The organism is Pseudoalteromonas sp. 4NS20-0020 (genome assembly GCF_057554385.1).
The window spans coordinates 482,894-500,568 of the sequence record NZ_BAAJMI010000004.1 but is presented as its reverse complement, the minus strand read 5'-3'; the positions used below and the strand labels follow the sequence as shown (position 1 = coordinate 500,568).

Below are 17,675 nucleotides of genomic sequence, written 5' to 3'. Positions count from 1 at the left end.
ATGAAACTAGTGCCGAGATACACAGACATAGCAGATAATTTCGCAATAGAAGATCAACCATCAAGCGTTGCAGCTCCGCAACTGCTTTTGTGGAACGAAGCGTTAGCAAAGCAGTTTAATATAGGTGTTGAGCCGCAGCTGCGTCCTAGTACCTTTGCAGGCAATGAATCACAGCAAATAAAGTCGGTAGCGCTTGGTTATTCTGGGCACCAGTTTGGTCACTTTTCGCCGCGTTTGGGTGATGGACGAGCGCATCTGCTTGGTGCTATAAATGACGATAAAAACCAGCTGTGGGACATTCAGTTAAAGGGCTCAGGCGCTACCCCGTATTCTAGAGGTGGCGATGGGCGATGTGCATTAGGCCCTGCTATTCGTGAATACGTAATGAGTGAAGCTATGCACGCATTAGGTATTCCCACTACTCGTTGTTTGGCTGTGGTTGGTACCGGCGAAGCGGTTTACCGTAATCCGCCTCAACCAGGGGCTGTTGTTACTCGCCTAGCGAGCAGCCATATTCGTGTTGGCTCGTTTCAATACTTAGCAACCCAAGGCGATGCTGAGGGATTAAAAAAATTAGCTGATTTAGCAATTAAACGCCATTACCCTGAAATAACGAGTGAAGGCCCTGAGCGGTATATCGCTTTTTTGACAGCAGTCATTAGTAATCAAGTGAACTTGATTATTAATTGGATGCGCGTTGGGTTTGTTCATGGCGTTATGAACACCGATAACACGCTCGTAAGTGGCGAAACTATAGATTATGGCCCGTGTGCAATGATGGATAGCTTTGACTTTGACACCGTATTTAGCTCTATAGACAAGCAAGGCCGCTACGCTTTCGGTAATCAGCCAAATATGGCGAGTTGGAATTGTGCTCGCTTAGCTGAAAGCCTTATCCCATTAATTAGCGATGATGAAGAAAAAGCTGTGTCATTACTTACTCCAGTCATACACCGTTTTTCAGAACAATTTAATACTCAATTTACAGTAATGTGGAGCAAAAAATTAGGCTTGGCTGGTGCAAAAGAGGGCGACAAAGAGCTTGTTTCTGAGCTACTAACATTATTGCAAGCACATCATCTTGATTACACCAATACTTTTGATGCATTGACGGAGTTTGTGAATGGCAACGCAACTATTCCTAAAGAATTAATTGAGTGGGCGAATAAGTGGCAAAGCCGAACAAGTAACGATAGCTACAAAATCATGCGAGCAGCCAATCCATGTATAATTCCGCGAAATCATATAATTGAAACAATATTAGCTGAATATAATGAGTTTGGTTCAAGTAAACTGATGAGCCGTTTTGTAAAAGTAGCTAATCATCCGTATTTGTTCAGCGATGATATGACCGAATTTCAAGAGGTACCGTCAAATGATACCGACTATAAAACTTTTTGTGGTACTTAAGTGTTGTAAAAATAGATAAGTTAATGATTATAAATAACGATATTTTAGCACAGAGATGTTCATTGATTGAGCAAAGCAAATTCCGGTGTTACTATCTAAACATAAAGATAAGTTAGTTTCATTGTGAGCAAGAACAATTGATTGAGTTGTCTTTGTGTCTTCTGCAGATTATCGATTTATATGATCAACTAGTTGGTTTCTAGCTAGGTAAAGTTTTAAATTTCACCTAAACTGATTTGTTGGATATCGTTATATCGCATTGAAAAAAATTATAAACTTTATTTTTCGTTAAGTATTGATTAACAAAAGTTGAGTTAGTCTGTATAAAACTTAGTGAGCTAGTACTTAATTAGCCACAATTTATTAGTTGTTAAAATGGGAAGAAAACAATGAAATTAAAATCACTAACTATTGCAATTGCGTTAGCTGCAACTAGCGTATCTACATTTGCTGCTGACAAGCAAGAAGGTTTCTACATTGGCGCATTTGGTGACTACTACGATGCGTCTTGGGAAAATATGAGCGCACAAGCTGGTCTTGACGTAAACGAGTCGACTGGCTTTGGTCTTGAAGCGGGTTACCGCTTCAGTGATTTTTGGAGTGCTCGTTTAGAGTATGCAGATCTTGATTTCAATGCATTCGACAAAGCCGCTGGTAACCGTAACAACATCGACGGTAGCCGTTTTGGTATTGATGCGCTTTACCATTTAGATGGCGGTCCTTTCTACGGTTTAGTTGGTATTAAATCAATGGACGTTGTTGATGACAACACGTTCTTAAATGCAGGTGTTGGTTACAGACACTTCATTACTGACAACTTATTCGCTAACGTTGAAACTGCTGTATATCAAGGTATTGATAAAGGTTACACAGATGTTGGCGCTAAATTAGGTATTAACTATTTCTTTGGACAAAACACTATGCCTGCTGAGCCGGTACAGCCTGCGCCAGAGGTTGTTGAAGTTATGGTTGAGCCAGTAGACAGCGACAATGACAATATTTTAGATGCTGATGACAAGTGTCCTAATACACCAATGACAGATGCTGTTGATGGTACTGGTTGTACTTTATATGAAGATAAAGAAGTAACTGTGAGCTTATTAGTAACGTTCCCTAACGACAAAGCTGCTGTATCACAGCGTTACTTAGACGACATCGATCAAGTTGCATCTTTCTTAAAAGATTACCCAGATACAACAGTGCTTTTAGAAGGTCATACTTCAGCAGTAGGTAAAGCGACTTACAACAAAATGCTATCTAAAAAGCGTGCTGATTCGGTAGCTAAGCAATTAATAGCTGACGGTATTGCATCTGACCGCATTACTACGGTAGGTTTAGGTGAAGAGCGCCTTAAAAATGAAGCTAACACAGCCGCTGCACACGCAGAGAATCGTCGTGTTGAAGCGCACATCAAAACAATCAAAACAGTAAAAGTTTTACGTTAATAGATTATTTTGATTATAAAAACCCAGCTTATGCTGGGTTTTTTTATGGCCGCTATTTATGCTTGTCTACCTAAATAGTAATGATTATTACTTAACAAGTATTCATGGAAATAGAATTTCCCGTAACTACTATTCATAGTGTTTATAGTCGGTATAATCAGTTGTGTAACTGGATGGATTTTCATCTATCTATAAAAGCTTTATAATTACGCGTTAGAATACTATAAGTATTGGGTAACAAGTGCGCATGAAGCGCTACCGAATACTTTCACGTCACCAAGAGGGCAATATTGTGCTACAAGAATATCGTAAACACGTAGAAGAACGTGCCGCGTTAGGTATCGTACCAGCGCCATTAGATGCTCAGCAAACTGCTGATCTTATTGAATTAATAAAAAACCCACCGGCAGGTGAAGAAGAATTCATTTTAGATTTATTAATCAATCGTGTACCACCAGGTGTTGATGACGCTGCTTACATCAAAGCAGGCTTCCTAGCCGCTGTTGCTAAAGGTGAAGCGACTACTTCTCTTATCTCTAAAGAAAAAGCAGCTGAATTATTAGGAACAATGCTAGGCGGATACAATATCGCGCCAATGATTGACCTACTTGATGACGAATCATTAGCGCCAATCGTAGTAAAAGGCCTTTCAAACACATTACTTATGTTTGATGCTTTCTACGACGTAGAAGAAAAAGCCAAAGCAGGCAATGTGTTTGCTAAGCAAATTATCGAATCTTGGGCTGCAGCTGAATGGTTTACAAATAAGCCAGCAGTAGCTGAAAAAATCTCTGTTACTGTATTTAAAGTAACGGGTGAAACAAACACCGATGACTTATCACCTGCACCAGATGCATGGTCACGTCCTGATATCCCACTTCATGCTTTGGCAATGCTAAAAAATGAGCGTGATGGCATAAACCCAGATAAAGCAGGTGAAGTAGGTCCTATCGTACAGCTTGAAGAATTAAAAACTAAAGGCTTACCACTTGCTTATGTAGGTGACGTTGTAGGTACTGGTTCTTCTCGTAAGTCTGCTACTAACTCTGTGCTTTGGTTTATGGGTGATGATATCCCATTTGTACCAAACAAACGTGTTGGTGGTGTATGTTTAGGTAACAAAATAGCACCTATCTTCTTTAACACAATGGAAGATTCTGGCGCATTACCAATCGAATTAAATGTTGACGAGTTCAACATGGGTGATCAAATTGATATTTACCCATACGAAGGTGTTGTTAAACGCCATGGTACTGATGATGTTATCTCTACTTTCGAACTTAAATCAGATGTAATCCTTGATGAAGTTCGTGCTGGTGGTCGTATTCCACTTATCATTGGTCGTGGTTTAACAGACAAAGCACGTACATCTTTAGGTTTAGGTGCTACTGATGTATTTAAAGTACCAGCAGTGACTGAAGAGTCAGACAAAGGCTTTACACTAGCGCAAAAAATGGTTGGTAAAGCATGTAACGTAGCCGGTATTCGCCCAGGCCAATACTGTGAGCCTAAAATGACTACTGTAGGTTCGCAAGATACTACTGGTCCTATGACACGTGATGAACTTAAAGACTTAGCATGTTTAGGTTTCTCTGCAGATTTAACAATGCAGTCATTCTGTCATACCTCTGCTTACCCTAAACCAATTGACGTAAACACGCACCATACGCTTCCTGATTTCATCATGAACCGTGGCGGTGTTTCACTTCGCCCTGGTGACGGTGTAATTCACTCGTGGTTAAACCGTATGTTATTACCAGATACCGTAGGTACTGGTGGTGATTCACATACTCGTTTCCCATTAGGTATTTCGTTCCCAGCGGGTTCAGGTGCAGTAGCATTCGCAGCAGCAACAGGTGTTATGCCACTTGATATGCCTGAGTCTATTTTGGTTCGCTTTAAAGGTGAAATGCAGCCAGGTATCACATTACGTGATCTTGTTCATGCAATTCCTTACTACGGTATCAAAGAAGGCTTATTAACGGTTGAGAAGAAAGGTAAAATCAACGAATTCTCTGGCCGTGTACTAGAAATTGAAGGTGTTGAGCACTTAACTGTTGAGCAAGCATTTGAACTATCAGATGCATCAGCAGAACGTTCAGCTGCAGGTTGTACTGTTAAGCTTTCTAAAGAGTCTATCTCTGAGTACCTTGAGTCTAACATTGTTATGCTTAAGTGGATGATCTCTGAAGGTTACGGCGATGTTCGTACAATCGAGCGTCGTATTACTGCAATGCAAGATTGGTTAGCTAACCCAGAACTTATGGAAGCTGACGCGGATGCAGAATACAAGCACGTACTTGAAATCGACCTAGCTGATATTAAAGAGCCAGTACTTTGTGCACCGAATGACCCAGATGATGCGCGTTTACTATCTGACGTTACAGGCGAGAAAATCGATGAAGTATTTATCGGTTCTTGTATGACTAATATTGGTCACTTCCGTGCCGCAGGTAAATTATTAGATGGCTTTACTGGTCGTATTCCAACACAGCTTTGGGTTGCTCCACCAACGAAGATGGATAAAGACCAACTTACAGACGAAGGTTACTACGGTATCTTTGGTCGTGTTGGTGCACGTATTGAAACTCCAGGGTGTTCACTGTGTATGGGTAACCAAGCACGCGTTGCAGATAAAGCAACGGTTGTTTCTACCTCAACACGTAACTTCCCTAACCGTTTAGGTACAGGCGCAAACGTATTCTTAGCATCAGCAGAGCTTGCTGCAGTGGCGGCAATTTTAGGTAAATTACCTACTCCGGCTGAGTACCAAGAATATGCAGCGAAAATCAATGCAACGGCTGCAGATACATACCGTTACTTGAACTTCCACCGTATGCCTCAGTACACTAAAAAAGCAGACAACGTAATTATTCAGCAAGCTGTTTAATTTATAGAGTTTGAATAAAAAACCCGCTTCGGCGGGTTTTTTATTGTTTAAGTTTATATGTATCAATTAAGGTATGAAGAGGGTTAGTTTATTAAAAGTAATGAAATAGGTTTGCTTTTTAACAAAAAATAAACAATTATATGTTTTGATAACACTTGTTAATGATTGAGGGAGCGATCATCAAGTATTTTTTTGCTCCATCTAAATTTAGTCTTGGAGCACATAATGGATGTAAATAAAAAATACCGATATGGTTTACTAGCAAGTACGATGAGTGCCTGCCTGTTTGTATCAGGTTGTGATATTGATGATATTATTGAAGATGATAACGTAGTCCCCACTGTTGAAATTACAGCTCAAAATCAAATACAAGAGAAAACGGCTTTTACTCTAACAGCCAACGCTATTGATACAGATGGTCAAATCATTAGTTATAATTGGCAACATGATTCTACACTAAATTTAAGTGCGCAAAATCCCGACTCCAACGAAATCACTTACCTTTCACCCGACATTACAGAAGATGTAACTGTTAATTTCACAGTGACTGTAGAAGATAATGATGGGGCAACAACAAGCGCTACTCAGCAAGTATTAATTAAACGTAATTCAACGGCAGTTACGCTTAATGGCTTAATTACTGACAATACTATTAGTTTTGCAAGTGTAGAAATAATAATAGGTGATAAAACTTATTTAGCTACAGCAGATGAAAATGGTGTTTACACCATAGTATTAGATGTCGATGAGGCTTTAGAGCACACGCTAGTAAAAGTTAAGGCTAAAGGGCGAGATGACTTAAACCCAGGGGTTGAGTTTATCTCTCAGCTCAGCTCTGTCAAAAAGTTAGCTTCGCAGGCTGGTGATGATGGCATTTTAGATAGTGACGAAAACTTTGGTGTTAACACCACCAATGTAACTACAGCAGAGTATGCATTAATTGTAAGAGATGGTGATGAGCCCACTAGTGAAAGTGAGCTAGATAATGCACTCTTAAATGTTGATGCAGACGAAAAAGTGCAACTTGCGAGCTTAATTAAAATTATTGTAGATAACTCTGATTATGAGTTGCCGGAGGGGATAGAGAGCACCCTCGATTTAGTTACCGATGAAGAAGCTGCACAGCAGTTTGAAGAAGAAGTTAACGAGCAAGATCCCGACCTAATAGAGCAAACTAAAACTGAGATTAAAGAAGACGAAGATTTGGTCTCAGGCTCAAAAGAACCATTGGTTGGTGAGTATATAATTAATTCTCCGCGTTACTATACAAACCATGCCAGTCACCTAACCTTAAATGAAAATGGCACTGGTCAATATCATGCAGTTACGGGTAGCCCAGTAACGTGGCAAGAAGTAAGTGGTAAGATAGAAGTTACTTTGCAATCTCCAGTACTCATTAACAAATATTCCCAAATAGAAGACGATGTTGAAACTATTTATGAGGATCATTTAAATTCATTTTCACTGCAAGTACTCGGTGAAAACGATGTTTTTAAAACAATAGATATTAACAGCGATATTACGGTTTACGAAGACAGCATTGAGGCGCAAAACAAGCAAGAAATACAAACTACTAATCTTATCCTTAAAAGTAAAACATTAAGTTTGACGGTCGAAGATGTTGTTGGCGAGTGGGAAATGCAGCGAACTGAAGGCCGTAATTATATTACCTACCTAGAGACTATTGCATTTTATGAGGATGGAACCGGTGCTGTTTTAAGTGATAACGCAGCACAGTTTGAGTGGGAGCTGACAAATAATAAGTTAATAGTAACCTATGATGAAGACGGTAGCGTTGGTACAACAAGTTTTTGGTTTACTAAAAATCTTAAAGCAGGCTATCAATTAGTTTCATTAGATACTTCAACAGCCGACCCTGCTGATAGTCAATATGGCTTAATGATAAAAAGAGAAGCGGTGTCTTTATCAAATGACGATTTAGTTGGGCGTTGGCAGGGCTTTGTTGGCACGTCACAACTTTATGATATGAACGTGTTTGCCGATGGCACAATAATGTTAGGGCTAGGAACTACGTCTTACCAAGGGATTCTTGAGGATGGTAAATTAACTCGTCGTCGATATAAGTACAATGGCTACACCGTTAGCAGTTGTGAAGGGTTTGATGAAACATGTTACTTAAGCGCTGAAGTAACTCATGACATCGTTGCAGTAAAGGACAGCCATTACTTCTTACTAAGAGAGTTTAAATGGTTTTCTTCTGAAGGCGATATTGATGATATTCAAAAGGGATTACTTATTTATCAGTATAGTAAAGAGCTAAGCTATTCAGAGTTTACGCCTTACTTATTACAAAATAGTTTTAACCTTTATAAAAGTGCTGGTGATCTAGTTATAGAGGATCGAATCAGAGTTAATTATGATGACAGCTCATTTACGATAACAATCGACGGGATAGAGTATGAAGCGCAGTTAAATGAAGGTGTAATTGAATATCGAAAAGATGAGCGCACATGGCTTTTTGAAATTGTTAGTGGTGATGGTGAAACATACACTATTTGTAATTACCAACAAGGTAGTAGTTGTACACAGAGCGATAAAATCGTTTATCAATCTAAAAACCCACGTGTAACTTTAACAGCTGTATCTAATGAATTTGGGCAATTACAGCCAGAAGTACAAGAGGTACCTTTTTATCAACTGGTTGGTTTTAATATAGTACCAAATGAAGGTTACGAAGTTGACTCAATTGAAGGCTGCGAAGGTTATATTGAAGGGGAATATTATATTGCGTTTAGCGGGCACAACGACTGCGAGATCAATGCAACATTTGTGGAAAAACCAGAAACACTATCAGGGCAATTTTTGATTAATAACCCTGATTATTTTACATCTACTTCGTTTAAATTAGAACTTAACGAAAATGAAGAGGGTACATTTACTGGTAATGTTCAAGTAGCAACATCTTGGTATAAATATTTTGACGAAATTAGAGTTAATTTTTCTGATGAGTATGTATTAAATGAAAGTATAGCGTATGAATACGTGGATGGCTCTCAAGTAGAAGTTAGGTTTAAAGATGTAATGACCTATATTACCTTGAAAGAGCGTTTTGACTTGGGTGATGGCTGGTACGAAATGAAACAAAGTATAAGTAAGTTTCGTAACGAGGAATTTATTGAAGAATGGCAAAGTGATAGCCATGTTAAATTATTTGATTCAGTAGAGCCTCAAGTTGATTTAGCCTCAAACGATTTGGTTGGAAGCTGGTCTTTAGACATTCCATCTGAAAGAACAGTTAAGGAACTACTGCTAAATGACAATGGAACAGGTAGCGTAGTCGATACTATTGATGCAACGCAAACAGAAAGCTTTACTTGGCAGCAAACAGTAATGGGCCTTAAAATTACGACCTCTAATAGCGTTGAAGATATATATATTACTAAAGATATAGACCTTGGTTATCAAGTAATAATGCAAAGCGAATATGAAGATGAAAGGCAGATTAATGTTGCTGTAATGGTAAGACGTGAAGAGCAAGCAATAACACCAAGTAACTTTGCTGGTCGTCACTTATTCAAAGAAGGTCATGACTCAGAGAACATTTGGGATGAGCTGCAAATATATGAAGATGGCCAAGTATTCTTCACTTATTCTACAAGCTCCGTTCAAGGTGAATTTAAAGATGACAGCTTTAGACGAAGCCGAAAATATGATCAACTAACTGGGAGGTACGGTTCTGATTGCGATTTGGCTTTAGAAACATGTTTAATAGATTTTTCAATGAATTATAGGCTTATTAACAGTAATGATGACTATCAAGTTGTTGAGCGTGTATCTAGAGCATTTGATACTACCTCAGGGGAAGAACGCTCTTCTTACGCGTCGCTTTACTTTGAAAACTATATCGCAAATACAAGCGCTGACAAATTTTATGATCACGAAGTCCCTTTTAAAATTTACGAACGCAGTGGTGAGAACTTTGTAAAGTGGGGGGTTTACTATATTGATGGTTATGAGCTTTGGAAAAACGATATCAAATATACATCACTTGAATTAGTTGAAGGTAAGTTTCTTTATGATCGAGACGGTCAAAGTAAGGCCATTGAGTTTATTTCAAATGATCGCGATGAGATAGTACTTTGTGAGTATTTACAAGGAACAACATGTCAAAATCAAGAAAAGATGATCTTTACGATTTTTGAGCCAAGGTATGACGTTACTGTCTATTCAGATGGTAATGGAGTACTAAATAACGGGGTTGAAAACTATACAAGTTTTCATGGTGATACGTTAACCTTTAATATCTTTGCAAATACAGGCTATAAATTAGAGTCAATAAGCGGGTGTGGTGGTGTTTTAGAAGATAATACATACACTATTCATTATTTGGCACAAAGCTGTAATATTAATGTTTCATTCGAACTAGTAGAGTAAATATTGTTTTTGGTTACTGATGTAAATTACAGCGATTGTTAAACTCAATAGATTGGCTACATAGTGTAGCCAATTTTTTTGAATTAAATTTTCAATAAAGTATAAATTTAGATCTTAAACTTTAACTTTTAATCTTTTATACCTCAATTTATGCTCAGAAATTCCTCGCTACATGCATTAAAATCTCTTTTAATATTCTCATTATTTTAGGCGAGATTTCATGACTGCATTAAACAACCAGAATTTACTGCAACTTCGTTTTATTAACCAAGCAAATATTGATTTGGTTAAGCCTTCTTTTGATAACCTACCTGCAAATCCATATGCAGATGGCGAATTTCGTAAGCGTCGTTATTCAGTAATTAAATTTCAAAATGGTGAGCTAAAATTGCAAGCTGCCAAAGCATTTGTTCAAGACGATTCAATTAATACGTTTCAAGGTAACGTTGAACGTACTTACGAAAATTTAGAGCAAAGCCTACTTGAATCAGATGGCATGAAAAGTATTGTCAGTGAGTTTTGCCAGCTTACCGGTATTGATGAAGATCGCGATATTGAAATACATCAATTTAGAATGTTAGCCATTGATAGCGATACGCCAGCAGCGCCTGAAGGCGTGCATCAAGACGGTTTTGATCATGTATGTATATGCGGTGTTTCGCACGAAAACTTAGAAGGTGGCGAGTTACTTGTATACGAAAACAAACAAGCTGAGCCATGTTTTAAAATGGAAATTAAAGACGGCATGTTTGCGCTTATAAACGACCGTCAAGTGTGGCATAACGCCACACCAATGAACAAAGTTGATGCCAGCAAACCAGGTTACCTGGATTGCTTTGTACTTACGTCTTAAGGGATGAGCATGAATATAGCGCAATTACGTGAGCAGTTTCCGGCATTAATGCAAAGCGTTGATGGTAAATCGCCGATATTTTTAGACGGCCCTGGTGGCTCTCAAGTGCCGCAGTCAGTGCTTAATGCAATGTCTGCTTATTTAGGACACTACAATTCAAACCTAGGTGGTGCGTTTTTTTCAAGCGATAAAACTGTTGAGCTAATGGCAAATGCACGCCAAGCTGCAGCCGATTTACTCAATGCGCCAAGTGCTCAAAATATTGTGTTTGGCCCTAACATGACAAGCCTTACCTTTAGTTTTAGCCGAGCTATATCGCGCGATTGGCAAGCCGGTAATGAGATCATTGTTACTAACGCCGATCACTTCTCAAACGTGTCATCATGGCAGCAAGCCGCAGAAGATAAAGGCGTTAAGGTTAATACTGCCTTGATTAATGAAGCCGATTGCAGCCTAGATATGACGCAGTTTGAAAGCTTATTAAACAGCAAGACTAAGTTGGTGGCTGTTACCTATGCTTCAAATACTACAGGCTCAATTAACGATATTGAACGCATTATAGAGCTAGCTCATGCTGTGGGCGCTCTTGTGTATGTTGATGCGGTACATTATGCGCCGCACGAGCTTATTGATGTACAAGCCCTTGATTGCGACTTTTTAGCCTGCTCAGCGTATAAGTTTTTTGGCCCACACTTAGGGATGGTGTACGGTAAAAAAGAGCATCTTGAAGGTTTTACGCCTTACAAAGTAGAGCCTGCTAAAGATGTAGCGCCGGGACGTTGGGAAACAGGTACCCAAAGCTTTGAAGCAATGGCAGGCTTTATTGCCGCTGTTGATTACATTGCTGCAATTAGCGAGCTTGATGATGGCCATACACGCCGTGAAAAGCTAACAGCTGCATTTGCTAAAACTAAACAGCACGAGATGGCGCTCAGTGAACACTTTTTAACGCGCTTAGTTAATTACCCTCGTATAAAGTTGTACGGTATTGATGACTTTGATCGATTAAACGAACGTACCCCTACGTTTGCTTTAACGTTTGAAGGTTTAGAGCCACGCGCCGTTTCAGAGTTTTTAGGCAAACAGCATATATGTGTGTGGGATGGACATTTTTACGCGCAAGGTTTGTGTAAGCAATTAAACGTGCTTGATACAGGCGGTGTAGTACGTATTGGTTGTATGCATTACAACACAGTCGAAGAGCTTGATAAGCTGTTTGATATGTTTGACGAGCTACTTGGTTAAATAGGTCGTCTACTAAATATATAAATAAGCCATAAGTGTTACTTATGGCTTATTTATTGGTTTAGCTTTTAGGTGCACCATATATTTGCTCTGCACGGTTAAATAGCACCCACGAGGTTAAAATATACTTATCGTTTGATACTGGCTTATTACCCCTATGTGTATGCGTAAAGTAGCCAGGCGCTATCACCATGGTGCCTTTTTTAGGGGCTATTTTACGGTTTTGATAATAAAACTCCGTTTCTCCACCTTCCTCGACATCGTTTAAGTAAAACATAAATAAAAGTACACGATGCAGGGCTTCATTGTGTTGTAACTGAGGATACACTTCGCTGTGCCAGTAAGGATAACCCCCTTTATTTACCTCGTATTTCTGCGCTTGGATATTACCTAATCTAAATATTTGCTGCACAAGGACAGGGAGCTGTGGCTTACCCACTTCATCAAAATTTTCTTGAGTTAAATCTACTACTTCCCCCGTTTTTGGATGATAAACCTTTAAGCCAAATGCGCCAATCATCATAAAAATATGTTCTTCAATATAGTTAAAAACATGTTGTGCAGTCGTTTGTTGTATATGTTTTAATTGCTCTGCGTATTCGGGGTGACTATTTAGGTGTAGGTCGTGGCTGTCTTTTTTCTTTAAATCAACACCGCCTGAAGTAACCCCTTGTTTTACATGCGGGCTTTGCGTGAACGTATTAATAAAGTTATCGCAAAAATCATCGCTCAATGCGTTTTCATAAACGCGAATAAAGTCCGTCATGGTTTACCTTTGTATAATTATTTTTGGATTAATATGTTTATTGAAAAAGTGATACCGCGCTTTAGCGAAACAGATGCACTAGGACACATCAACAATACCGTACTCCCCGTGTGGTTTGAAGCCGCTCGCGTCCCTATTTTTAAATTTTTTACGCCAGACTTAAACCCACATGACTGGAAACTAATCATTGCCAAAATAGAAGTGTCGTTTGTGGGGGAGTTATTTTATGGCCACGAGATCACGATTAAAACGTCTGTAGATCACATCGGCACAAGCTCTTTTGTACTCAAGCAAGAGGCATTTCAGCATGATAAATGCTGTGCAATTGGAAAGGTTGTAATGGTCAGATATAACTTTGCTGAAAGAGCTAAGCAAGCTTTGAGCACTGAAGAAAAAGCAGCACTTGAGAAGCATATGGCTTAATTTACAAACCGAGACTGCAGTGTTACGCACATTTCAACTTAGCCCATTATAAGTAACTGAGTGCCAATAATTAAAAAGGTACTCAGTATTAACGTTAAATAAATAGCGCAATTGTAAATTTTATTAAAAAATTTAACGTTTTTTAATTGAGTTACCAATATGAGTTATATACTATTTATAATATATATAGCTGCCTTATCTAACTAATATAGTTTTCTAGGTAACTTTTGAGGAATGTGCGTGACGATGACAACCATTGATGAACCAATGCGGGTTATACAGCTTAGTGACTCTAAGAATCTAACTGCCGAAATATTGCCATTTGGTGCAATAATTAAAAGCATTAAATTTAAAAACCAAGAAATGACGCTTAGCGTCGACGATCCTCAGCACTATCTTGAAAACCCATTTTATTTAGGCGCTACAGTAGGTCGATACGCTAATCGTATCGCTGAAGGGCGTTTTAACTTATCTGGCTCGCAGTATCAACTGGAAGCAAATAACGGCCCTAATAGCCTACACGGCGGCGTTAAAGGCTTTAATAAAGTACTTTGGCAAGTAACCAAACAAACCGACAGTGAGGTTGAGCTTTATTATTGCTCAGTGGATGGCGAAGAGGGTTTTCCTGGAGAGTTAAAAGTATGGCAAACCATTACTGCAGAAAATGGGCAGCTTCTACTTAAGTTTAAAGCGACTTGCAATAAAGAAACTCTCGTTAACTTCACTAACCATTGCTATTTTAATCTTGAGAGCAGCGACACTATTGAGAACCATTTACTTCAGGTAAATGCGACTCACTATTTACCCATTGATAGGCACAGCATCCCATTGGGCGAGCCTGCCCCCGTTGCAAATAGTTGCTTTGATTTCATTAAGCCAAAATTAGTTAAAGATGCATTAACGCAAAGTCACACCCAATTAGATGCAGCTAATGGTTTAGATCACTGTTATGTATTTGAAAACGACGACAGCCTTCATACCATGGCTACTTTAACGTCGCAGCAAACCGGTATTAATTTAACACTCAAAAGCACTCAGCCAGGCATGCAGTTATACACAGCAAACTTTGTTGGTGCTCCTTTTAAGCCGCGACAAGCACTGTGCCTTGAAGCGCAAAATTGGCCTGATGCGCCAAATCGCGAAAATTATCCTAAAGCTAATTTATTGCCTGATGAAGAATATAATCAGGTTATTATTTATTCATTTTCGTAATTAAACTCAACACCTTAATTTGATTTTAATGTTAATTAAAAGAAAACAAAAAGAAAATCAATAGTAATGAAGTGATACGTATTATTAAGGAAAAGGTTGCACTTTTGCTTTGTTTAAAGTATTTATAATATAAATAGTATTTGAAATAATTTTGAAGCTATTCAATCAACATAACGACAAAATAACTACACACAATCAGGAGTTTTTAAAAAATGATAATTAACAATAAGTTATCGTTCAACAAGAAAACCGCACTCAGTTTAGCTATCGCTGGTGTACTGGCAAGCGGCCATGTTGCAGCTCAAGAGGCAGAGGGAGCTACAGCAGAAAAAGATATCGAAGTCATTGAAGTACGCGGCTTAATAAGTAGCCTTAAGCGTTCTTTTTCTGATAAGAAAGAAGCGCTCATCGTTTCTGATGGTATTTCGGCGGAAGATCTTGGTAAATTTCCTGATCAAAACGTAGCAGAGTCACTACAACGTATTACAGGTGTTGCTATTGACCGAAGCGGTGGTGAAGGTCAGCTTATATCTGTGCGTGGTTTTGGCCCTCAGTTTAACCTGGTTACTGTTAATGGCCGTCAAATGGCGTCGGAAAGAGCTGGCCGTGAGTTTAGCTTCGACACACTTGCTTCAGAGCTAATTTCAGGTGCAGATATCTACAAGACATCAAATGCTGCTAATCAAGAAGGTGGTATTGGTTCATACATTAATTTAAATACAGCTAAGCCTTTTGATTTGGACGGTTTCAAAGCTGTGGGTAATGTAAAAGCAACTTACGACAGCTTATCTGAAAGCACAACCCCTGCATTTTCAGGCCTCATAAGTGACACCTTTATGGAAGATAAATTAGGCGTACTAGCCTCTTTATCAGTACAAAAGCGTGATGCACAAATTAACCAAGCTGATACACGTGGCTTTTACCGTGTCGATCGTATCCAAACAAATGACTTTGATGCTGCTGCAGGTACAGGTAAAGAAGCATTTAATGTATGGGTACCACGTAATTTAGATTTAACATCAAACGTTGAAGACCGCACACGCACAAGTGGTACACTGGTATTTCAATACGCTGCTAGCGATGATCTAACTTTAACGTTTGACGGTATTTATTCAAAATTTGAAGTTGAGTCTCAAGTAAGTAACTATGCAAACTGGTTTACTCCAGGTAACTTCCGTGATTTTCAGGTAGATCCATCAACAGAAACAGTAACTTATTGGTCACACAATGCGTTTGACGATCCAAATGGTGGTGGTTCAGGTGCAACTGACTTTGTTCAACAAGGTTTAGACCGCAATGTTAAAATTCAATCTTTTGGCTTTAATGCTGATTGGAAATTAACAGATCAATTAAAAGTAGATATTGATATTTCTACTTCTAAAGCTGAAGATTTAAGTGGCGATCAAAGTCGTGTTTTCACCGTAATGGGTTACGCAAACGGTTATACATATGACTTCACTGGTGGTGGTGATTTACCGGGGTTATCTTCTGATGGAATTAACGGCCCATTCACTCAAGCAGACTCAAGTAAACTTCGTGCTCACTACGTAGAGCGTGGAGGCGATGAACGAACTGATGAAATCACAGAAATGCGTGCAGATTTCACCTATACACCAAATAGCGAAACGTTTACTCAATTACGCTACGGTGTGTATACACAAGATAGAACAAAAGAAGCTAAAGTATTCCAATCGCCAAGCTTACCAAATTGTTTCTACTGTGGTTACGGTCTAGATGTTCCAGATGACTTAGCATATCTAGTTACACCAAATGGTTGGTTTAATGGTATTCCATCATCATTCTTTGGTTACAACGTAGATGATTACTTATCGTACCTAGAATCTGATGCCGCTATTTCTGGTCAGTCAGCCAACCGCGGTGATGATGCAGATGCAAATATTGCAGCGTTTGCAGCGTTAAATGGTTATACGCCGGTTGAGTTAGGTACAAGTTTTGAAATAGAAGAAGAAATATTTTCTGCTTATGCTGACTTTGTATTCCAAGGTGATTTAGGTGATATACCATGGACTGTAAATGTTGGTGTTCGCTACAGTGAAACTACAACTACAGCATCGGGTAACCAGGCTACATTAGTTGATATTGCTCAAAACCCACTAGACGGTACAATCCTTGACCAAGTTTACATTGAAGATGCAAACGGCCAACGAGCTTCTGTTCCAATTACGCTTAAAAACTCTTACACCAACTTACTTCCTAGCTTAAACGCTAAGTTTGAAGTTGAAGATGATATGTTGTTACGTTTTGCTTACTCAGAAACGATTACTCGTCCGACATTAGAAGCAATGCGTCCAGTTACAAATATAGGCACAACCCGTCCAGATATTTTACTGGCGAGCGGTGGTAACCCTAATTTGACTCCATTCCTATCAACAAACTGGGATATGTCATACGAGTGGTACTATGATGATGCAAGCGCCGTATCTTTTGGTATTTTCAGCAAAGATGTTGAAGGCTTTATCACAGTAACGCCGGCTACAGAGTCTTTCTCTTTAGCAAGTGGAAGCTATGATTTTGAAGTAAGTCGTCCACGTAATGGTGCGACTGCACAAGTTGAAGGTCTAGAAATGGCCTGGACTCATACGTTTGAAAATGGTTTTGGTTTCCAAGCAAATGCAACTATTGTTAATAGTGATAGTGAAGATGGCTTTCAGTTAGAAGGATTAGGTGATTCACAAAACTTAATTGGTTTCTATGAAAAAGACGGTTTCCAAGCTCGTATTGCTTACAATAACCGTGAATCGTTTTTACAAACTCTTCGTAACGGTGATACTGGTGAGCCTGAGTACGTAGATACTTATGGACAGTGGGATATTAGCGCCAGTTATGACATAAACGACAACCTTACAGTTATTCTTGAAGGTATCAATATTACTGATGAGTACACGTCTAAACACGGTAGCTTAGCAAGTCACTTTACCGAACAAGTTCGTTCAGGTTCTCGCTATGCACTAGGTATTCGAGGCTCGTTCTAGTCAGGTTATGATGTAAGTTTAAAGGGGGGATTTACCCCCCTTT

General features: G+C 39.0%; 10 protein-coding genes. 9 read left to right on the top strand and 1 reads right to left on the bottom strand.

What is annotated here, in order from left to right; genetic code table 11:
- From AC27JL_RS12845 to AC27JL_RS12820, 6 genes are all read left to right on the top strand, one after another.
- The gene (locus tag AC27JL_RS12845; RefSeq protein ID WP_487195766.1) at nt 1-1,410 is read left to right on the top strand and encodes a protein adenylyltransferase SelO; all 1,410 of its coding nucleotides are present in this window, start codon (nt 1-3) and stop codon (nt 1,408-1,410) included.
- A gap of 389 nt (nt 1,411-1,799) precedes the next feature.
- On the top strand, nt 1,800-2,855 hold the full coding sequence (locus AC27JL_RS12840; RefSeq protein WP_006791316.1) for an OmpA family protein: 1,056 nt from the start codon (nt 1,800-1,802) through the stop codon (nt 2,853-2,855).
- 292 nt (nt 2,856-3,147) lie between these two features.
- Complete coding sequence (gene acnB, locus AC27JL_RS12835) at nt 3,148-5,745, top strand: bifunctional aconitate hydratase 2/2-methylisocitrate dehydratase (protein ID WP_286889685.1); 2,598 nt, start codon at nt 3,148-3,150, stop codon at nt 5,743-5,745.
- Nucleotides 5,746-5,970: 225 nt separating this feature from the next.
- Nucleotides 5,971-10,140 (top strand): PKD domain-containing protein, encoded by a 4,170-nt coding sequence (locus tag AC27JL_RS12830; RefSeq protein WP_487195765.1) that lies wholly within the window; start codon nt 5,971-5,973, stop codon nt 10,138-10,140.
- A 220-nt stretch (nt 10,141-10,360) separates the two neighbouring features.
- On the top strand, nt 10,361-10,993 hold the full coding sequence (locus AC27JL_RS12825) for a 2OG-Fe dioxygenase family protein (protein WP_203985376.1): 633 nt from the start codon (nt 10,361-10,363) through the stop codon (nt 10,991-10,993).
- 9 nt (nt 10,994-11,002) lie between these two features.
- Nucleotides 11,003-12,238, top strand: coding sequence for a cysteine desulfurase-like protein (locus tag AC27JL_RS12820; RefSeq protein WP_138740547.1), 1,236 nt, complete (start codon nt 11,003-11,005; stop codon nt 12,236-12,238).
- Nucleotides 12,239-12,299: 61 nt separating this feature from the next.
- Here the strand turns inward: AC27JL_RS12820 and AC27JL_RS12815 are convergent, their stop codons facing one another.
- Nucleotides 12,300-13,004, bottom strand: coding sequence for a 2OG-Fe(II) oxygenase (locus AC27JL_RS12815; protein ID WP_006791311.1), 705 nt, complete (start codon nt 13,002-13,004; stop codon nt 12,300-12,302).
- Between the two features lie 33 nt (nt 13,005-13,037).
- Between AC27JL_RS12815 and AC27JL_RS12810 the strand changes: the two genes are divergently transcribed.
- The 3 genes from AC27JL_RS12810 to AC27JL_RS12800 all read left to right on the top strand — a co-directional run bounded on the left by AC27JL_RS12810 (nt 13,038) and on the right by AC27JL_RS12800 (nt 17,632).
- Nucleotides 13,038-13,427 (top strand): acyl-CoA thioesterase, encoded by a 390-nt coding sequence (locus AC27JL_RS12810; RefSeq protein ID WP_138740548.1) that lies wholly within the window; start codon nt 13,038-13,040, stop codon nt 13,425-13,427.
- Between the two features lie 246 nt (nt 13,428-13,673).
- Nucleotides 13,674-14,639, top strand: coding sequence for an aldose epimerase family protein (locus tag AC27JL_RS12805; RefSeq protein ID WP_487195790.1), 966 nt, complete (start codon nt 13,674-13,676; stop codon nt 14,637-14,639).
- 212 nt (nt 14,640-14,851) lie between these two features.
- Nucleotides 14,852-17,632, top strand: coding sequence for a TonB-dependent receptor (locus AC27JL_RS12800; RefSeq protein WP_010557670.1), 2,781 nt, complete (start codon nt 14,852-14,854; stop codon nt 17,630-17,632).
- Nucleotides 17,633-17,675 lie beyond the last annotated feature (43 nt).